Here is a 17,714-nt window from a genome sequence, read left to right on the forward strand (position 1 = left end):
TTCGCCCGGGTGCGGTGATCGCACAGCGGTTTGTCGTGCCGCGGGCTCGGCCTATTGGATCAGGCCGACTGGGGCTCCGCTCCAGCCGAGCCGTCCGGCTGCGTTTCCGCCAGGATCCAGGCGGCGGTGTCGGCGTCCGCGCCGGCGACCGGCAGATGCAGGATGATCGGCGTGTCGTAGGGATGTCGCGCCTTCAGGGCGGCCGTCAGTGCGTCGGCGAGACCCTCATGGCTCTTGAGAAGGGCCGCGACCTCCGCGCCGCGCTCGACGGCGCCCTTCCAGCTGTAGACGGATTGCATGCCCGGCATCACGTTGATGCAGGCGATGAGACGCTCGCGGACCAGGGCCTCGCCGATATTCAGCGCAGAGGCGAGGTCGGGAAAGGTGGTGTAGACGAGGAGCGGACGCTCCATGCTATGCCTCCGATTGCGCATGTGCCGTCAGAGTGAGGCCCATGCCAAGCCAGGACGTCAACCGGGCGGTTCGCTCATCAGACTGGAGCCGTGACGTGAACCCTGAGGCGATTTTGACGCGCCTGCGCGGCTGCGCCTGAGCCATGGCGCTCTTCCAGAAGATCGCCTTCGTGGCGAGTCCGACCGGCCATGCCCGCGAGGCCGCCGCCGCCCTGATGCGTCGCTACGATCACGTCCCGCCCGAGGAGGCGGACGTCGTGGTGGCGCTCGGCGGTGACGGCCTGATGCTGCAGGTGCTCCACCGCTTCATGGACAACCCGAAGCCGATCTACGGGATGAACCGCGGCACGGTCGGCTTCCTGATGAACGAGTTTCGCGACGACGACCTTCTGGAGCATCTGGAGACGGCGCATCGCAGCGTCATCCACCCGCTGGTGATGGACGTCCTCGACACCGAAGGCCGCTCCCACCGGGCACGGGCGATCAACGAGGTCTATCTGCTGCGCCAGACCCACCAGACCGCCAAGCTGAAGATCGCCGTCGACGGCAACGTCCGGCTCGACCTGCTGATCGCCGACGGCGTACTCGTCGCCACCGCGGCGGGCTCGACCGCCTACAACCTGTCGGTCGGCGGCCCGATCCTGCCCCTGGACGCCAAGCTGCTGGCACTGACGCCGATCTCGGCCTTCCGCCCCCGGCGCTGGCGTGGCGCGCTCCTGCCGGATTACGCCCGCATCCGGATCGACGTGCTCGACGCGCCCCACCGCCCGGTGGCGGCGGTCGCCGACCACACCGAGTTCCGCCGCGTCTGCACCGTGGAGACATCCCTCGACCGCGCCACTGAACTCGTGCTGCTCCACGATCCCGGCCACAGCCTCGACGAGCGCATCCTGCGAGAGCAATTCGGGTGAGCCTGGACATCAGACCTGCGCGGGCGACCGATCACGCGGCGATCACCCGCATCATCGTGCCGACCATCCGGGCGGGAGAGACCTATGCCCTCGACCGCGACCTCGGCGAGGCCGAAGCCCTCGCCTACTGGACCGGACCGGACCGCGAGACCTTCGTGGCGGAGGAAGCGGGGACGGTGGTCGGCACGTATTACCTGCGCGCCAATCAGGCGGGCGGAGGCGCCCACGTCGCCAATTGCGGATTCATGACGGGGGAGGCCGCGATCGGCCGCGGAATCGCCCGCGCCCTGTGCGTGCATGCCCTCGATCGGGCGCGGACGCGCGGTTTCACGGCGATGCAGTTCAACTTCGTGGTCAGCACCAACGTCCGGGCCGTCCGGCTATGGGAAAGCTTCGGCTTCGCCGTGGTCGGACGGCTGCCGGGCGCCTTTCGACACCCGGACCTCGGGCCGGTCGATGCGCTGGTGATGTTCCGGACGCTCTGAGGTGCGCCCGGATCAGGGCTGCGCAGCCGCGACGAGGTCGCCTTCGCGGATCGCCCGCTCGCCGGCCTTCGTGCGGATCCGGTAGCTCGGCTCGCCGGTCTGATCCTGCGGCATGAGCCGCAGGACCTCGAACACCTCGACCTCGCCCGCTTCGCCGGGGGTCCCGAGCCGGGGCCGGCAGACACGCTGGCCGATCTTGAACTTGTGGGACATGCCGGGCTCCTGGAGGGTGTTGCCGCTGCCGCGCCTCAGCGCTTCTTCTGCGCTTTCGCCTTGCGGGCGAGATAGCGAGCGTCGCGCTGGGCCTTCTGTTCGGCCTGGAGAGCCTTGGCGCGCTCCTGCGCGGCCAGCTGCTCGGCGTGCTTGCGCTCGATTTCCGCGAGACGCTCGGCCTCGGCCAGGGCAGCGGCGCGCTCGAGCTCGGCCTGACGCTGGGCGGCGCGTTCGGCCGCACGGGCCTCGCGGGCATCGACCACGGCGCGGCGGGCGGATTGGCGAGCCAGGACCGTGGGATCATCGGCAGACGGGCGCGCCCGGAACCGGGCCAGCATCTCGGACCGCGCCTTCGCGGCGGTCTCCAGACGATCGACGACACCCTGATTCTTCAAAAAGCTCACAGACACTCCTGGATCGGGCGCGGCGAAGGCCGTCGCCCACGAGAGAAAGGCAAGGAAAGAGAATGCAGATACGAAGAAGCCGCTCCAAGGGAGCGGCTTCGACAGAAACGCCTAGGACGGCGATCAGGCCGTCTGGAGCTGACCGGCGGACTGCTTGCCGCTGCGACGGTCGGTCTCCAGCTCGTAGGAAACCTTCTGGCCTTCGTTCAGGCTGCGCAGGCCGGCGCGCTCGACGGCCGAGATGTGAACGAACACGTCCTTGCCGCCGTCATCCGGCTGGATGAAGCCGTAGCCCTTGGTCTCGTTGAACCACTTGACGGTTCCGGTGCTCATGGAAGTCCTTGATCTTCGCAGGCATAGTGAGGAATGGCACCCGCTCATGCGAGAAGGCGCCGGCATCGACCGATAGCGATAGGAAAGTCAGAACCGCCCTGCGAAGGCGTAACGGTCCAAGATATCCGGACACGTGCCGATACGGCTTAAATAAACCGCCGGCGGTTTTTTGGCAAGCGCAGGGAAATATTTCACCCGGCAACAGGCCCGCCGATGCGGGAAATTGTCAGCGGAAAATGCGGTTGAGCAACGCCAGAACGGCCGCGAGAACAACGAGATAAGGGAGTTCAATGCGGCTTGGGCGCATGAAATCTGTGGTTACGGCCGCACGAACTAGCGCCGTCGGCACGCAGGCACCGGACGGGCTTGCTCAGGCCGGAACGAGGCGCAGAACACCCTCGCCGCGCCGATGGCCGACGGCGGTCACCGCGACCTCGCGGGCGCTGCCGCCGGCGACGAGGGCGGCCCCGAGCGCCGTTCCGAAGGGTGCCGCCACTTCGAGCCCGTGCCCGGTCACGTCCCCGAGGGCGCGCAGCCGCGCGCCGGGCGCGAGACGGGCCAGCGCATCGTGCTCTTCCGCGGTGATCGGCGCGACTCCGGTGGCACCGGACAGGACGTGATCGGGGCTCGAGAGGCCGGCCTGTCGCCAGAGGGCCTCGAGGCTGTCGGCGACGCTGCCGGGCCTGCGCCGGGTCCGGTCGCTCGCCACCGTCTCAAGCCGGGCCAGGGCACGGGCACCGCGGGCGGCCGCATGCGCAGCCGATTCCAGCATCAAGAACGCTGCGCAGCTACCGAGGATGAAGCCGCCCGCCTCGCCGCGCGCGAAGACCGGGCGGTAGGCGTCGCGGGCGAGGTAGCCGCCCATCTCGTGGATGACCAGAACGTCCGGCCGCTCGGCGCTGTAGGAGCCGCCGACCAGGATCGCATCGATCTGGCCCGAAGCCACCCGCGCCTGGGCGATCCGCAGGGCGTCGACCCCGGCGGATTCCTCGCCCATGAAGGTGCGCGAGGCGCCCGTCACCCCGTGCACGATGGCGATGTTGCCGGCGAGCAGGTTCGAGAGCTGAGCGAGGAACAGGGTCGGCCGGAGGTCGTTCTGCAGCCGCTCGTTCAGGTAGGCGCCCGGATCGGCGGCGTCCCGCAGGCCCGTGAGGATCGCCCCGTCCGCCGCGTAATCGCGCTCGCCGCCGCCCGCCGCCACGACGAGATGGAGCGCCTGCTTGAAGGCGGCCTCATCCTTCACGCCCGCGGCGTCGAGGGCGAGGCCGGCGGCGTAGACGCCGAGCCGCTGCCAGGCCTCCATCTGCCGCTGGTCGCTGCGCTTGGGGATCTGGCCGTCCCAGGCGATCGCCGGCGCCGGATGCACCGGGTAGGGCGCAAAGGTCTCGCTGTCCGTGCGCGGAGCCGCCTCCCCGGCGAGGGCGGCCAAGTGGGCATCGACGCCTTCACCCGCGCAGGAGACGAGGCCGAGGCCGGTGACGACGACGGGGCGGCTCATGGCTGACTCAGGGCTCGCGTTCGGCCGGCGCCGAATCGGGAAACAGGCCGATCGTCCGCGCCCGCTCGCGCATCGGCGCGTCGAGGCCGTCCGGGAACGGCATGGTGCGGAAGCGCAGCTCCGCGTCGCACAGCGCCTTGCCGTCGTGGCTGATCGCCGCCTTGGTGACCGCGTAGCCCGAGCCGTCATGCTCCAGGTGCGCCGTGACGAGGAGGTCCGCCCCGGGGCCCACGAAGGACCGGAAGCGGGCCTTGTCGACGCCGGTGAGGAACGGCATCCGGGCGAAGTCGAGATGGGCAAGCACAAGGTAGCCGGAGGCCTGCGCCATCGTCTCGGTGAGGAGGACGCCCGGCACCAGGGGATGGCCGGGGAAGTGCCCTTCGAAGACCGGGCTGGCCATGGGCACCCGGGCGAGCGCCTCGATGCGGCCGGCGGCCCGATCGAGGAGCCGCACGGAGTCGATCATCTCGAAATATTCGAGGCGCATGATGGGTCGGATCGGCCTGCGTTCAGACCTTGGCGGCCTTCTCGGCCACGAGGCCGTCGATGCGCGCGCAGAGGTTCTTGAGGACGAAGTACTCCTCGGCCGGGACCTTGCCCTCGTTGACCTCCTGGGTCCAGCGCTCGAGCGGCAGCTTGATCCCGAAGGCCTTGTCCACCGCGAAGGCGATGTCGAGGAAGGCGAGGCTGTCGATGCCGAGGTCGTCGATGGCGTGGCTCTCGGGCGTGATCTTGTCCCGCGGGATGTCGGCGGTCTCGGCTATGATGTCGGCCACGCGCTCGAAGGTGGCGCTGCCGTGGGCGGGCTCGTCGGACATGTCTTCTCGCGGGCTGTTCGAATTCCGGATCGGTCGTGCGGGAGCCCCCTCGCCGCCCGGGCGGCCCGGCGGAAACGCCCCGTGCGGCCACCCTACGCGTATACGGGCCTTCGTACGCGGCCCCGTCGAATGGCGGCGACCTCTACACGAGGGTGTCAGGGGCGGCAACCGCGGCGCTTCCCCGGCGTTTCAGCGCCTGTCCACAAGCGTGCGCCGCCGGGTGCGCGGACGCGCATGTGCGCCGATCGCGCCGACCCTAGCTTGACGGCGAGAGGACCACGCGTCCTCAGGAGAACAGACGGATGCCACCGATCACCAAGCCCGCCGCTCCGCCGGCGCGGATCGAGACGCCACCCCTCCCGCCACAGGAGCGGGCGCGCTCCCAGGGTGCGGCTCGCGTCCTGCTCGTGCTGACCCTGTCGGCCCTGGGTCTCTGGATCCTGCACGAGTTCCTGCCCGCGCTGGCCTGGGCGGTGGTGCTGGCGATCGCCCTGTGGCCAGTCTACACGCGGCTGGAGCACCGCTTCCCGCCGGGGAAGCACAACATCCTGCTGCCCACGCTGATGACGGCGGCGGTGGCGCTGGTCTTCCTGGCGCCGCTGGCGATCCTCGGCGTCCAGGCCGCCCGCGAGGCCCACGACGTGGCCGAGTTCGTCCGCAATGCCGAGGCGAACGGCATCCCGGCGCCGGAATTCCTCCAGCACCTGCCCTACGGCGCCGCGCAGGCGACCGCGTGGTGGAACGACAATCTCGGCCATGCGCAGGCGGGCTCGGACCTGCTGCGCCGGTTCGAGAACAATTCCGTGCTCGGGGCGTCGCGCAATGTCGGCCGCGAGGTGGTGCACCGGATCGTGCTGTTCGGCTTCAGCCTCGTGGCCCTGTTCTTCCTGTTCCGCGACTGGCGGACGGTGCGGGACCAGTCGCTGACCGCCTGCCACCGGCTGTTCGGCCCGCGCGGCGAGCGCGTCGCCCGCCAGATGGTGGCCTCCGTGCACGGCACCGTCGACGGGCTCGTGCTGGTCGGGCTCGGCGAGGGCTTCGTGCTGGGGATCGTGTACCACTTCGCGGGGGTGCCCCACCCCGTGCTGCTCGGCGCCTTCACGGCGGTCGCGGCGATGATTCCGTTCGGAGCCGCCGTGGCCATCGCCATCGCGGCGCTTCTTCTGGTGGCGGCGGGTTCGGTGACGGCGGCTTTGGTGGTGGCTGCGGCGGGTTTCGTCGTGACCTTCGTCGCCGACCATTTCATCCGGCCGGCTCTGATCGGCGGCACGACGAAACTGCCCTTCCTGTGGGTGCTCCTCGGCATCCTCGGCGGCGTCGAGACCTTCGGGCTGCTCGGACTGTTCGTTGGCCCGGCGGTGATGGCCGCCCTGGTCCTGCTGTGGCGGGAATTCACCGAGGGGCAGGACGCGACGGCCTGAGCCGCCGGACCCGCTAGTCGGCCGCGCTCGCCCCGGCCGTGGCCTCGACCCGGCGCCGATCCTGGCGCCAATCGGCCGGCTTCTCGAAGGTGCCGGCCCAGATGCCGCGGCGGGTCGCCCAGGCGTGCCCCTCGTGGCGGACATAGGTGGGCGTCACGTGGCGGCTGGCCAGCGCCAGGCCCTGGCCGACCATCCAGGCGGACAGATCCTCGCCATGGACATGGCAGATCCCGGTGACACGCCCGGCGACGGCTCCCTCCCGCCGCTCGCAGGTGACGACGCCGCCGTCGATCCGCGCGCGCAGGGCCTGCGCGGCCTCGCGGCCGCAGCGATATTCCAGGCCCTTGGCGCTCTCGCAGCTCTGCGCGGTCTCGGGGGCGTCGATGCCGTACAGGTGGATGCGCGTCCCCTGCACCTCGATCGTGTCGCCGTCGATCACGGTTGCCGGACCGCTGATCGTCCCGGCCGCGGCAGCAGGGCCGCACAGGAGGAGCAGGGCAAGCATCGGTCTGATCATCACGGAACTGTCCACGCGGGAGGCAAGGCGTCGAAGAAAAGCGGTGTGAGGGCCGTCACGCTGCACGACCAATGTGGCGAATTTGTCGGGCGACCGGAGGGACGGCGCTTCCCCGGCGCCGACTTTCTCCCGTCGTGGTTGCGAAAGCGTTCCGACCCTGCGTGCGGGCTGCGCCACGGAACGGCGCCCCGGAGCCGTCGTTGTATCGCATGAGCTTTCTCAAGACCCTGCTCGCCGGCGTGGCCCTGAGCGCAGCCCTTCTCACCTGGATCGGCCTCGCGATCGGGCCGGAAGGACCGGCCGCCCGTACGAGCCCGGGGCTGACCACGGCCGCGGTCCTGGCGAGCGACGGCATGGTACGGGACGGCGCCCTGCGTGACCCGGCGCTGGATCGTGAGGGTCTCGGCCGTCTCGCGCGCCACGCCTCCGAAGAGGCACGCGACGCCGCCTCTGTGAGGCCGGCCGGCTGACCGCCGCCTTTGCGCGGCGCAGCCGACGTCGGGGAAGCCAGACCGATCAGGTCCGGTATTGGCCGTTGCGCTTGACGAGAACGCGGGTTCCCACCGGAACGCGCTCGTAGAGGTCCGCGATGTCTTCGTTCAGCATCCGGACGCAGCCCGACGACATCTGCTCACCGATGCTCCAGGGCTCGTTGGTGCCGTGGATCCTGAACAGGATGTCGCGGTTGCCCTGGTACAGGTAGAGCGCGCGGGCACCGAGCGGGTTGTCGACGCCGCCCTTACGGGTCCGTGGCAAGTCGGGATGGAGCGAGACCATCGTGGCCGTCGGGCTCCAATCCGGCCAGACACCCTTGCGCCCGACCCGGGCCTCGCCCTTCCAGGAGAAGCCCGCTTTGCCGACGCCGACGCCGTACTGCATCGCCGTGCCATCGGCCTGAACAAGGACAAGCTGGCGCTTGTCGATGTCGACGACGATGGTGCCGGGTTGCTCGGGGCCGTTGTAGCTGACCTGCTGCCGGCGATATTTGGGGTCGAGCCGCTGGGTATCGACGAGGGGAATGTCGAAGGGCTTGTCGGGCTTTGCGCCGATGTACCAAGCGGATTCGTCGTCCTGCGCGACCTGGACCGGACGGGTCTGACAGGCCGCCAGCGGCGCGATCGCCACCACGGCGAGGAGGATCCGCGAGAGGGCGATCCGGCGCAGGCGGCTCCAGGCCGATGGAAGCGTGGCGATCATAGGTCCTGTCGTGCGGGATACGGTCGTCGCGCCATGCCTACCGCCTCAGCGCCCGTGACGATGTAGCTTTTCCGCCGCAGCGGATCGCGCGCGGGCGGCTCGCGCGGCCACGGTTGCGCCCTAATTCAGAATCGCGGCAACGCTCTATTGCGGCCGGCGCGGAGGTTAAGGATGCCCGAGACCCAAACTCTTCCGACCGAGGCGACGACCGTACCCGAGGTCCCGCTCAGCCCGGCGATACACCTCGACCACTGTGTGATCCACGTCAGCGACTGGGCCCGATCCAATGCCTTCTACCGGGATGTGGTGGGCGCCGAGATCATCGAGCGCGGCCCAGGCTTCGCCTACCGGTTCGGCGGCGTCCAGCTCAACTGCCATGGCCCTGGCGTCGAGGCGGTGCCCGTGGCGGCCAAACCCGTCCAGCCCGGCAACAGCGATCTGTGCTTCCGCTGGTCGGGTCCGATCGAGGCGGCGATCGCGCATCTCGAGGCATCCGGCATCGCGGTGGAACTCGGGCCGGTGGAGCGGCACGGCGCCGCGGGTCCCGGCCAGAGCGTCTATTTCCGGGATCCGGACGGGTCGCTCCTGGAATTCATCACTTACGCAGCGTGATCAGCCGCGGCTCTCGGCCAGCGCCTGATTGGTCTGCTCCAGCCGCAAGGCCAGGACGCGCATCAGGGCGATGCTGATCTGGGGAAACTGTGCCAGCAGTTCCAGGAAGACGCCGCGGTCGATGCGCAGGGCGGTCACCGCGGATTGCGCCGTCACGGTGGCGGACCGGGGCTGCTCGGCCAGGATGCCCATCTCGCCGACCAGGGCATCCTGGCCCAGCAACGCCAGGCGCACCGGGCCGGCGGGGCCATCGATGCTGACCTCCGCGGTGCCCGAGAGGATCACGTAGGCTGCATCCGCCACATCGCCGCGGGCGAAGAAGCGTTGCCCCGGCTCGAAATGCACCCGCTCGCTGGTGAAGGCCAGAAGCTTCAGGCGCGACGGTTCCACCTCGCGGAACAGCGGCACCTGCTTCAGGGAGGAAACCTCGGTGTCGAGGGTCATTCGGGGGCTCCGCGACGGGTCTCACGCCCAGGACGGCGGGGCCGGACGGGCCCGTATATCCATGCGGTTCGTCAGGCACTTGTCCAGCCCTGCACTGGACGCAACTTGGCGGTGTGGTCTCGGCGCCCTGCTGGCACTCGGCCTCATCCTGGGGTCGAGGCCGGCCGCAGCCCGGCTGGTCCAGGCCGATCTCGCCCGTGTCGCGGTCACGCCGCCCCCGGGGGCCCGCGTCCCGCTCGACCTTGCGGTCACCGATGCGCGCACCGGGCAGCCCACCACCCTGGGCAAGGCCCTCGACGGTCGGGCCGCCCTGCTGCTGCCGGTCGATTACACCTGCGGCAATGTATGCGACCCGATGGTGTCGATGTCGGTGGAGGCCCTCGCGGCGACAGGACTCCCGCGGGACGATTACGGGCTCGTCCTAGTCGGGATCGACCCGCGCGACGATTCCGCGGCCGCGCGCCGCATGCTCGCGGATACGCTGGGAGACCGGGATGCATCGGCCCGCCCCCGGGCGCTGATCGCCTCGGACGCGGCCCTCGCGCGCCTCACCGGCGCCCTGGGCTATCAGGCCGTCTATGATGCCGGCACCGACAGCTTCGCCCATCCGGCGGCGGCCATTCTTCTCGCCGCCGACGGCCGGGTGGCACAGGTGCTGTCGCCCCTCGCCCTGACCGGGCGGGATCTCCGCCTCGCCCTGACCGAGGCCGGCGAAGGCCGGGTCGGCAGCCTCGCCGACCGGCTCACGCTGCTCTGCTACGGTTACGATGCCGCACGGGGTCTCTATACGCCGCTCATCCAGCGGATCCTGACGGGGGCCGGGATCGTCACCATCCTGGCAATCGCCCTCCTGATCGCCGCTCTGATCCGCCTCACGCACCGGCGGCAGGCTTAAGGGCGGCTTCGGCCTGGATCAGCGCTCGGTTGAGAGGCCCTGGCGTCCGGGAGCGGGCGCCTCGTGCTTGAGGCTGGCATTCAGATGGGGCGAGTCGGTGGGCTCCTCACGGGTGGTTGGCGTGGCGGAATCTTCCGCGGCCGGCATCGGCGGCATCGGCGGCGTGTTCGGCCGCTCCGTCGCCGTGCCCGGGACAGGATCCTTGACCATGTTGCGGTTCGTCATGCGCGATACCCCATCTCTTTCTGCGGCCGCACTGTCGCACCGCCTCCCGGACCAAGTCGCCGTGGCTCCGGTCATGCCGACACGGCCGCGGATGTCGACCAAGGTCGAACGTCGACCAACGCCCGACACAAGTCCGGGTTGCTGCCAAGCTTAGCTGGCGGAAGCTTGAGCAGGTCTCGGGATAGGAACCTTGGTTATTGCTGAAGGTTGTTGCGGGGTGAAGCGAAGCCTGAGGAGGAACTGATGGCATCCGGAAATTCGACCTCGAAGCGGGGCTTTGCCTCGATGAACCTCGAGCGGCAGCGCGAGATCGCCAGCAAGGGCGGCCGCAGCGTGCCGGCAGAGAAGCGGTCCTTTTCGCAGGATCGCGAATTGGCCTCGTCCGCCGGTCGCAAGGGCGGTCAGTCCACGGGGACAGGCCGGGCCGAGTGAGGCATCGGCTCACGCGTATCGCGTAGCGGCGCCGCGTCTTCGGACCGGCGCCGTTTTCGTTTCGGCTATGCCAACACGGCACACCAACGCAAAAGGCCCCGCCATGGTGACAGGGCCTTTTGCGTTACGGGATCCGGGGGGCAACGATCAGGAAATGCAACGCCCGGGGGTCATGCGGCGCGCCTCGGGCCCGACCAGGGAGCTCAGCGCCGTCTCGCAGCCTTCGCGGACCATACGCCGGGGCGGCTGACGCAGGATCGGCTTGATCTCCAGATCCTGGGCTTCCCCTGCCACCGGGGCAATCCGACCGTCGGCCTTCTGAACGCCCGCGACCCGCGTCGGGCTGAGCGCGATGGAGACCGGCCGCATCCCCGGCAGCGGAATCTGCGCCGTCTGGGCGGTGGGCACCGGGGGCACCCAACGATCCGCCGTGTCGCGCACGACCGGCTGGACGAGGACGGTGAGAAGAGCGGCAGGAGCACTCACGCCCAGGAGGAAACCAGACCGCAGCATTGCCCCGACCTCATGCGAGAGCTTGACAGGATGTTCGTATAACGCGCCCTGCAATCGCAGGTTCCTAGACTGTGACGCGCCTACGTATCCTGAGTATTCGATGACAGCCCGGCCGTTGGTGCGGCGGCGCACGCCCGCAATCCACACCATCCACATGTGGCCAAAAGGCCACCGCATCAGAAAAAGTGCGTTTGCTGGAACCTCCCGGTCCGGCATCCGTTTTCTCTGCACCCGGCCACCTGGTCCTCCCCGCATTCCCCTTGTGCATCGGCCGGAACCTTCGCGACGGGCTGGAGACTTCTCCGGCCCGTTTTTTTGCGCCTGCATCCGGGATGTCCGGGCCTCCGGCACGGACAACAAAAAACCCCGGCGCAAGCCGGGGTTTTTGTCGTCATCGAGGCTCGGAGGCGGCCTGGGACCGGTTCAGCCCGGCGAGAACCGCCGAGCCCGGCTCAGGCCGTCCTCTCAGGCCGTCTTGGCTTCGCGCCGACGGGCCGTCTGCTGGAAGAACAGCGCCTGGCTGATCACCGCCGAGACATTCGCTGGCTGGAAGGGCTTCGCGATGAGGAAGGCGGGCTCGGGACGCTCGCCGGTGAGGAACCGCTCCGGATAGGCCGTGATGAAGATCACCGGGACCTCGAAGGTCTTCAGGAGATCGTTCACGGCATCAAGACCCGAGGAGCCGTCGGCGAGCTGGATGTCCGCCAGGATCAGGCCGGGACGCTTACCCTCGCCGGCGATCTTGATCGCCTCGGTGCGGGTGCGGGCGACGCCGATGACATTGTGACCCAGACCCTCCACGAGGGCCTCGAGATCCATCGCGATCAGCGGCTCGTCCTCGATGATGAGGATCTCGGTCGCCATGTCGGCGGCCAGCTCGCGGCCGGCCTCGTCCACGAGGTCACGGACCTCGGAGACGTCGACGCCCAGGATGATGGCCGCATCTTCCTCGGAGAAGCCTTCGAGGCAGGAGAGCAGGAACGCCTGCCGCGGCAGCGGCGTGATCTGGCCGAGACGGACCTCCGCCGGCAGATCGTGCTGAACCTGCTCGCTGCGGCCGTTCACCGAGAGCGAATTCCAGATCCGCGTGAAGACACGGAACAGATCGGCCTTGATGTTGGTGCTCCGGCCGAGCGTGTCCGGTTCGTTGACGAGGGTCTCCAGGGTGGCGGCGACATACGCGTCGCCCGCCACTTGGCTACCCGTGAGCGCCCGCGCGTAGCGGCGCAGGTACGGCAGGTGCTGTACCACGAGTTGCGATGTCGACATTCGATCCCCTGTGCCTCGCCGTGTTGCCCGGCCGCGAACGCCTCGGTCCTTTACCGAAGTCCTGCCGGGGCCGGCTTGTGTCCTGCGCAGCCTACCGCCCAACGCGGAGGCCCGCACTCCGTTCCACCCCCCGGCGGAACCGATCCCGGCGGGCAGGCGTTGCCGCCGCAGCCATGGCGTATGTCGAGCCGCAGCACAATGCGGCCGAGCCGACTTCGGCAACAAGGGGCCTATTGATGGTGGACCAGGGAAAGGAGGGAGGTCTTCGCGCGCGCTATTCGCATGCCGAGACTGTCTCGAATCGCTCGTCGGAGGGCCAGGACGGCGCCGTCGATCAGCAACCTTTCGACACCCCTGACCAGACCACCGGCCACCGGACCAAGAACGGCCTGAGCGACCAGACCCGCAATCGTATCGCGACGCAGCTGCGCGCGATGTACGACACGGTCACGCAGCAACCGGTGCCCGACCGCTTTGCCGAACTGATCGCGAAGCTGGACAGCGCCGACCGCAAAGCCTGACGGTCGAGAGCCCTCGACCCCGGATCCAGCGGACGCCCATCCCTATACCCCCGCCTCGGCCAGACGGAACCGTCTCGAGCCCAGTATGCGGACCGACACGACGGAAAAAGCCGCCGCACGGGGCGGCGGCTTTTCATCGCGCCGTGCGCCGGCCCGGGATCGGGGCCGGCGTCTCCGGTCGTTCCTCAAAGTGTCGGCGAGCGGCCCCGCATCAGTCCCACGACCGCCGAGATCGCAAAGAGGACGATGGCCACGAAGAATACCAGCTTGGCAGCTTCCATCGCCGTGCCGGCGATGCCGCCGAAGCCAAGCAGAGCGGCCACGAGGGCGACGACGAGAAAAGTTACGGCCCAACCGAGCATCGTTCAGATCCTTCGAAAGTCTCAACGCGGGCGGGCCGCGTCGTTCTGAACACGAAAACGCCAAGGTTTCGCTCCGGTTCCGCCCCGATCGCGAAGTCCCCTGGGGAGCGGGGGGTTCGTGCGCTGTCCGCGTCAAGGGGTGACGGAACGAGACAGGGGCGCTAGCGTTCGAAGAGAGGTCTCCAGGCTCGATCCGGGATTTGCGATGCTGCAATCTGCCAAGAGTGCCGTTCGATCGAAGGCCGCCGCGCTGGCGGTGCGCCTCGCCGATCTCGTCGATAGAACCGGCGATGCCTTGCGCGCGGCAGCGCTCGGTCTCCTGCCGGCACCGGCGCCCGTACCGGTCCGCGTGCGCGCTCGACAGACCCGCCGCCAGGGCTGACGTCCTTCGTCGCGGTCTGGCCCGTAAGCGTCACGCCCAGACCGACGGCCGCCTCCAGGGGGCGAGGTCGGTGCAGGGGCGGTCATCCGGTCTCAGAGCGCGTCTGCGACATCGGAACTTGCCGGACGCGCGGGGAATGCCCGGAACGTCGGATCGCGGTCTCCGGGCCGATTGCCACGCGGCGTCGAACCGTCCAAGGAAGCGCCGTGTCGATCGCATGGGATCGCGATGGCGGACGCCGACGAGAACAGCCTGACCTTCGATCGTTCGATGCCCCCAGCCGGGCGGCTGGAGCCGGTCGCCCCGTTGATCCGCCGCCGGGTCGCGCCGAACGGCGGCCCCTTCACGGCGAGCGGCACCTGCACCTACGTGGTGGGCCAGGATCGCGTCGCGGTGCTCGATCCGGGCCCGGATGATCCGGTGCATATCGAAGCGCTGCTTCAGGACCTCGCTGGGGAGCGTGTGGAGGCCATCGTGGTCACTCACACCCACCGTGATCATTCTCCGGGCGCGCGGCTCCTCGCTGCCCGCACCGGAGCGCCGATCGTCGGATGCGGGCCACACCGGGCCGCACGCGCGCTCTCGGAGGCGGAAGCGCCGATGCTCGACGCCAGCGCCGACCGGGCTCACGCTCCCGAGCGGATCATGGCGGAGGGCGATTCCGTGTCCGGTCGAGGCTGGACCCTCGTGGCCGTCGAGACCCCCGGCCACACGATGAACCATCTCGCCTTCGCGCTGCCGGAAGCGCAGGCGCTGTTCTCGGGAGACCACGTCATGGCGTGGTCGACCACGATCGTGGCCCCGCCGGACGGCGCGATGCGGGCCTACATGGACTCCCTCGACAAGCTGCGCGGGCGCGACGAGACCGTATACTGGCCGGGCCATGGCGGGCCCGTATGCGAGCCCGCCCGGTTCCTGCGCGGGCTGGCCGGGCACCGCCGCCAGCGCGAAGCGGCGATCCGCGCGCGGCTGGCGGCCGGCGACAGGCGGATCGCCGACATCGTCGCGGCGATCTACCAGGGGCTCGATCCCCGCCTCCGCGGCGCCGCGGCGCTGTCGGTCTTCGCCCATCTGGAGGATCTTGTCGGACGCGGGCGCGCGACCTGCGGCGGCGCCCCCCGGCTGGACGGCACCTACGCGCCGGCCTGAGGGACGCGACGGGTCACTTCACCGCGAGGGCGAGGTTGGCGACGTCGTCGAGATAGGCCCGGATCCGGTCCGCGTTGCTGCCGAAATCGCGGCCGCTGAGGCGCGAGGCCGAGCGCACGTCGATCCGCGCCCCGTCCGCGCGGGGGCGGATGCGCACGGTGACGTCGCCGGGCAGGTTGAGGATCAGACCGCGGGCCACGGCCTCGATCCGACCGTTCCCGGTGCGTCCCCCCGGCCGGATCGCCTCGACGATCTGCCAGTGCCGCTTCAGCGCCGCCTGCCGGGCGAGTTCGAAGGCCTCGTCGGCGCCGATATCGAGGGTCAGGGGCGCGATCTGCGGATAGGCGCCGCGCTGGCGCTCGCGGATCGCGGGGCCGGGATCCGCCGGGTAGCGGCCGCCGCGAGCCGCGAAGGCCGCCCGCGAGCGCGAGAAGGCGGGTGGGTTGTCGATGTCGGTGGTGATGTCGGACAGCGCCGGCAGCCGCAGGCTGCGCAAGCCCAGGAAAGCGGGATAGCCGAGAACCGCCAGCGCGAGGATCAGCCCTGCGAGGGCGGCCCCGAGACCGCGAGCCCCCTCGCGCCAGACCCGCACGAAGGCGAAGACCGCAGCCGCCGCGGCGAGCACCGCGACCCCGAACCCGGCCACCAGGGCCGCGAGCGCCGCGTCGGTGTCGGCACGCGGGTCCCGGACCAAGATCAGGGCGATGCCGGTGGCGATGACGGAGAACACGGCGAGCCGCCGGGCCAGAGGCCCTGCGCGGGTGACGGGTTCCTCGATGAGCAGGCGGCGCATGGGGATCATGACGGCGATCGGGATCCGATCTTAGAGCTTGGCCGGGGCCGGCGCCAACGCGCGACCGTCACGGCGCGAAGGCACGGACACTGCCGGGCAGGCCGAGGGTGGCGGGCAATTTGAGAGGATCGGGCAGCATCGCATCCCCGATCCGGCCGGCCGGATCGGACGGCTCGCTGTGGGCGGCCGTCTGAGCCGTCAGGGCGTTCCAGGGGCCCGTCACCGCGAACAGGATCCCGCGGGCGGAATCGCCGGGCGGCCGCAGGACGAGATCGCCCCTGGCGTCGAGTCGCCGTTCCGGCAGCGACACCTGGCCGTGAAGGGTGGCGCCGACACTCGGCCCCAGAAGACCCGACTCGGCGATCTCGCCGACACCGTCGACGAAGCGCACCGTCACCACGGCCCGCTCGAACGCGGTCCGGCCGTTCCGGCGCGCCAGAGCTCCGGACGCCACGGCACCGTTGCGGTGGACGACGTCGGCGAGATCGAGGCCCGCGATGGCGCCCCCATCCATGGCGAGCGTGGCCCGTCCGCCGAGATGCGCCAGGAGGCCGACCGTGTCACGCGCCCTGGATTCGAGGGCGAAATGCCCCTGGACGGGCCCGACCACCCAGCGGGCCGCGCCGATCTCGCCGAGGAGCGCACCGAGATCGACGCGGTCGAGGCTCCCCTGGGTGCGCAGCTCCGTCGCGGCCGGATCGGTCCCGCTCGTCAGGTTCACGCGCCCCTTGAACGTGCCGTCCTGGATCCGGGCCCGGTTCACCGCGACCTCAAGGGCGGTATCCCGCACTAGGATGCTCGCCGCCAAATCCTGCACCCGAACGGCGCCGGCGCGGCCCTCCGCCGCCGACAGGCGGAGGTCGAGGTCGCCCTGCGTGAGCGGCGCCAGGGCGACGGATACCGGGGCGGGATCGAGGAGCCGGGTCAGATCCTCGACGAGCGGCGTGAAGTCGAGGGTCTCGGCCGCCAGGGTCGCCTGCACCGAGAGGCGCGGCGCCTTGCCGGGTCCGAAGGCGACGGCGCCGGCGCCTTCCAGCACGTTCTGACCGAGGCCGATGCGCAGACTCGGCCACGAGATGGACCGCTCCGCCGTCTCGAACCGGCCGTCGATCGAGAAGGCGCCGGCGAGCGGCGCCAGCGGCACATCACGGCCGATCCAGGCCAGGCTCTCCGGCAGGGATCGCGTCTCGAACCGGACCTGCCCGGACAGGACGGGCAGCGCGTTCCCCTCCGCAGGCGGCGCCACCGTTCCGTCCGCCGCGAGGCTGCCGTCCGGCCACGTGACCTCCGCGGTGAACGGGCTGCGGCGGCGCTGGGCCAGCTCGGCCGGACGCAGGTGGGTCAGGGTGATCCGGGTCGGCACGCCCCGCCACGTGAAGCTGGCGCGGCCCTCGGCGGTCTTTCCCCAGAGCGGCCACGCGATGTCCAGGTCGATGTCCCGGGCCGTGTCGCCGGCGGCGAGGCGCGCGTCGCGCACGACGATCCGGCGTGGCCGGGGCGTCTCGCCGGACCGGGACTGCTCGGCGAGGCGCGCGAGGGGGGCGTCCCAGCCGGCGGGGTCATCCGACAGCCGCGCACCCTCCAGGCGAAGCCCGCTCACGGCCGCGCGCCCGCCGAGGAGGCTCAGCGGGTCGAGGTCGAGGGTCAGGCGGCCCGCATCCGCCAGGACCGGTCCGTCGGAACCGGCGGCGAGCCGGACGCGGTCGAGGGTCAGGCGCGGCCAAGGCAGCACCGCGACGCTCGCGGGGCCCTGCAGCGTCAGGCCCAGGCCGTAGGCGTCGAAGGCGCGGCGCGCGTAGGCCGTGACCCGGCCGTCCTCCAGGGGCCAATCGCGCAGGCCGAGGCCGGCCGCGATCAGGCTCCCGAGAGCGAGGACGAAGATCGGGCGGCGCAGCGACATCATGCTC

General features: G+C 70.3%; 26 protein-coding genes. 10 read left to right on the forward strand and 16 right to left on the reverse strand.

Going from position 1 to position 17,714, the window contains the following annotated elements; all coding sequences use genetic code 11:
* Positions 1 to 59: 59 nt before the first annotated feature.
* Positions 60 to 413 (reverse strand): divalent-cation tolerance protein CutA, encoded by a 354-nt coding sequence (cutA, locus tag PQI07_RS07200; protein ID WP_274926352.1) that lies wholly within the window; start codon positions 411 to 413, stop codon positions 60 to 62.
* A 143-nt stretch (positions 414 to 556) separates the two neighbouring features.
* On the opposite strand from cutA, the gene PQI07_RS07205 reads away from it, so the two are divergent.
* Complete coding sequence (locus tag PQI07_RS07205) at positions 557 to 1,324, forward strand: NAD kinase (protein WP_043350190.1); 768 nt, start codon at positions 557 to 559, stop codon at positions 1,322 to 1,324.
* A 2-nt stretch (positions 1,325 to 1,326) separates the two neighbouring features.
* Positions 1,327 to 1,809: a GNAT family N-acetyltransferase gene (locus PQI07_RS07210; protein ID WP_274927694.1), complete on the forward strand. Its 483-nt coding sequence runs from the start codon at positions 1,327 to 1,329 to the stop codon at positions 1,807 to 1,809.
* A 12-nt stretch (positions 1,810 to 1,821) separates the two neighbouring features.
* Here PQI07_RS07210 and PQI07_RS07215 read toward each other — a convergent pair whose 3' ends face one another.
* The 6 genes from PQI07_RS07215 to PQI07_RS07240 form a co-directional block, all read right to left on the reverse strand.
* Positions 1,822 to 2,022 carry a hypothetical protein gene (locus PQI07_RS07215; RefSeq protein ID WP_043350192.1) on the reverse strand — a complete coding sequence of 67 codons (201 nt, stop codon included), beginning with the start codon at positions 2,020 to 2,022 and terminating at the stop codon, positions 1,822 to 1,824.
* A 35-nt stretch (positions 2,023 to 2,057) separates the two neighbouring features.
* The gene (locus tag PQI07_RS07220; RefSeq protein WP_043350195.1) at positions 2,058 to 2,426 is read right to left on the reverse strand and encodes a DUF6481 family protein; all 369 of its coding nucleotides are present in this window, start codon (positions 2,424 to 2,426) and stop codon (positions 2,058 to 2,060) included.
* Between the two features lie 123 nt (positions 2,427 to 2,549).
* The gene (locus tag PQI07_RS07225; RefSeq protein WP_010683690.1) at positions 2,550 to 2,759 is read right to left on the reverse strand and encodes a cold-shock protein; all 210 of its coding nucleotides are present in this window, start codon (positions 2,757 to 2,759) and stop codon (positions 2,550 to 2,552) included.
* 370 nt (positions 2,760 to 3,129) lie between these two features.
* Positions 3,130 to 4,257, reverse strand: a complete 1,128-nt coding sequence (locus PQI07_RS07230; RefSeq protein ID WP_274926353.1) for a beta-ketoacyl-ACP synthase — start codon at positions 4,255 to 4,257, stop codon at positions 3,130 to 3,132.
* Between the two features lie 7 nt (positions 4,258 to 4,264).
* On the reverse strand, positions 4,265 to 4,744 hold the full coding sequence (locus PQI07_RS07235; protein ID WP_043350198.1) for a 3-hydroxyacyl-ACP dehydratase FabZ family protein: 480 nt from the start codon (positions 4,742 to 4,744) through the stop codon (positions 4,265 to 4,267).
* Positions 4,745 to 4,766: 22 nt separating this feature from the next.
* The gene (locus PQI07_RS07240; protein ID WP_010683687.1) at positions 4,767 to 5,075 is read right to left on the reverse strand and encodes an acyl carrier protein; all 309 of its coding nucleotides are present in this window, start codon (positions 5,073 to 5,075) and stop codon (positions 4,767 to 4,769) included.
* 302 nt (positions 5,076 to 5,377) lie between these two features.
* Between PQI07_RS07240 and PQI07_RS07245 the strand changes: the two genes are divergently transcribed.
* Positions 5,378 to 6,496, forward strand: a complete 1,119-nt coding sequence (locus PQI07_RS07245) for an AI-2E family transporter (protein ID WP_043350201.1) — start codon at positions 5,378 to 5,380, stop codon at positions 6,494 to 6,496.
* Between the two features lie 13 nt (positions 6,497 to 6,509).
* On the opposite strand, the gene PQI07_RS07250 is transcribed toward PQI07_RS07245, so the two are convergent.
* Positions 6,510 to 7,013, reverse strand: coding sequence for a thermonuclease family protein (locus PQI07_RS07250; protein ID WP_043386014.1), 504 nt, complete (start codon positions 7,011 to 7,013; stop codon positions 6,510 to 6,512).
* Between the two features lie 209 nt (positions 7,014 to 7,222).
* Between PQI07_RS07250 and PQI07_RS07255 the strand changes: the two genes are divergently transcribed.
* On the forward strand, positions 7,223 to 7,483 hold the full coding sequence (locus tag PQI07_RS07255; RefSeq protein ID WP_182591275.1) for a hypothetical protein: 261 nt from the start codon (positions 7,223 to 7,225) through the stop codon (positions 7,481 to 7,483).
* 46 nt (positions 7,484 to 7,529) lie between these two features.
* Here the strand turns inward: PQI07_RS07255 and PQI07_RS07260 are convergent, their stop codons facing one another.
* Positions 7,530 to 8,210, reverse strand: a complete 681-nt coding sequence (locus PQI07_RS07260; protein ID WP_043349444.1) for a L,D-transpeptidase — start codon at positions 8,208 to 8,210, stop codon at positions 7,530 to 7,532.
* 171 nt (positions 8,211 to 8,381) lie between these two features.
* On the opposite strand from PQI07_RS07260, the gene PQI07_RS07265 reads away from it, so the two are divergent.
* A complete protein-coding gene (locus PQI07_RS07265; RefSeq protein ID WP_274926354.1) occupies positions 8,382 to 8,822 on the forward strand; it encodes a VOC family protein in 441 nt (146 codons plus the stop codon).
* On the opposite strand, the gene PQI07_RS07270 is transcribed toward PQI07_RS07265, so the two are convergent.
* Entirely contained in the window at positions 8,823 to 9,266 is a 444-nt protein-coding gene (locus PQI07_RS07270; protein WP_043349450.1) for a cyclic nucleotide-binding domain-containing protein, read from the reverse strand.
* Positions 9,267 to 9,345: 79 nt separating this feature from the next.
* Here PQI07_RS07270 and PQI07_RS07275 point away from each other — a divergent pair, with 79 nt between their 5' ends.
* Positions 9,346 to 10,161, forward strand: a complete 816-nt coding sequence (locus PQI07_RS07275) for an SCO family protein (protein WP_274926355.1) — start codon at positions 9,346 to 9,348, stop codon at positions 10,159 to 10,161.
* Positions 10,162 to 10,179: 18 nt separating this feature from the next.
* On the opposite strand, the gene PQI07_RS07280 is transcribed toward PQI07_RS07275, so the two are convergent.
* The gene (locus PQI07_RS07280; protein ID WP_274926356.1) at positions 10,180 to 10,386 is read right to left on the reverse strand and encodes a hypothetical protein; all 207 of its coding nucleotides are present in this window, start codon (positions 10,384 to 10,386) and stop codon (positions 10,180 to 10,182) included.
* Positions 10,387 to 10,629: 243 nt separating this feature from the next.
* Here PQI07_RS07280 and PQI07_RS07285 point away from each other — a divergent pair, with 243 nt between their 5' ends.
* Entirely contained in the window at positions 10,630 to 10,818 is a 189-nt protein-coding gene (locus PQI07_RS07285; protein ID WP_043349455.1) for a con-10 family general stress protein, read from the forward strand.
* Positions 10,819 to 10,965: 147 nt separating this feature from the next.
* Here PQI07_RS07285 and PQI07_RS07290 read toward each other — a convergent pair whose 3' ends face one another.
* Positions 10,966 to 11,547 (reverse strand): hypothetical protein, encoded by a 582-nt coding sequence (locus PQI07_RS07290; RefSeq protein ID WP_236952777.1) that lies wholly within the window; start codon positions 11,545 to 11,547, stop codon positions 10,966 to 10,968.
* A gap of 249 nt (positions 11,548 to 11,796) precedes the next feature.
* Positions 11,797 to 12,600 carry a response regulator gene (locus PQI07_RS07295; protein ID WP_043349459.1) on the reverse strand — a complete coding sequence of 268 codons (804 nt, stop codon included), beginning with the start codon at positions 12,598 to 12,600 and terminating at the stop codon, positions 11,797 to 11,799.
* A 173-nt stretch (positions 12,601 to 12,773) separates the two neighbouring features.
* Between PQI07_RS07295 and PQI07_RS07300 the strand changes: the two genes are divergently transcribed.
* Complete coding sequence (locus tag PQI07_RS07300; protein ID WP_236952776.1) at positions 12,774 to 13,121, forward strand: NepR family anti-sigma factor; 348 nt, start codon at positions 12,774 to 12,776, stop codon at positions 13,119 to 13,121.
* A gap of 185 nt (positions 13,122 to 13,306) precedes the next feature.
* On the opposite strand, the gene PQI07_RS07305 is transcribed toward PQI07_RS07300, so the two are convergent.
* Positions 13,307 to 13,483, reverse strand: a complete 177-nt coding sequence (locus tag PQI07_RS07305) for a DUF1328 domain-containing protein (protein ID WP_007568853.1) — start codon at positions 13,481 to 13,483, stop codon at positions 13,307 to 13,309.
* A gap of 205 nt (positions 13,484 to 13,688) precedes the next feature.
* Between PQI07_RS07305 and PQI07_RS07310 the strand changes: the two genes are divergently transcribed.
* The gene (locus PQI07_RS07310) at positions 13,689 to 13,865 is read left to right on the forward strand and encodes a hypothetical protein (protein ID WP_164706346.1); all 177 of its coding nucleotides are present in this window, start codon (positions 13,689 to 13,691) and stop codon (positions 13,863 to 13,865) included.
* A 228-nt stretch (positions 13,866 to 14,093) separates the two neighbouring features.
* The gene (locus PQI07_RS07315; protein WP_274926357.1) at positions 14,094 to 15,014 is read left to right on the forward strand and encodes an MBL fold metallo-hydrolase; all 921 of its coding nucleotides are present in this window, start codon (positions 14,094 to 14,096) and stop codon (positions 15,012 to 15,014) included.
* Positions 15,015 to 15,027: 13 nt separating this feature from the next.
* Here PQI07_RS07315 and PQI07_RS07320 read toward each other — a convergent pair whose 3' ends face one another.
* Both PQI07_RS07320 and PQI07_RS07325 read right to left on the reverse strand, forming a co-directional pair.
* Positions 15,028 to 15,807 (reverse strand): DUF1499 domain-containing protein, encoded by a 780-nt coding sequence (locus PQI07_RS07320; RefSeq protein ID WP_043349473.1) that lies wholly within the window; start codon positions 15,805 to 15,807, stop codon positions 15,028 to 15,030.
* Positions 15,808 to 15,874: 67 nt separating this feature from the next.
* The gene (locus PQI07_RS07325) at positions 15,875 to 17,707 is read right to left on the reverse strand and encodes an AsmA family protein (protein WP_274926358.1); all 1,833 of its coding nucleotides are present in this window, start codon (positions 17,705 to 17,707) and stop codon (positions 15,875 to 15,877) included.
* Positions 17,708 to 17,714 lie beyond the last annotated feature (7 nt).

Source organism: Methylobacterium sp. 092160098-2 (assembly GCF_028920805.1).
Taxonomy (GTDB): Bacteria; Pseudomonadota; Alphaproteobacteria; order Rhizobiales; family Beijerinckiaceae; genus Methylobacterium; species Methylobacterium fujisawaense.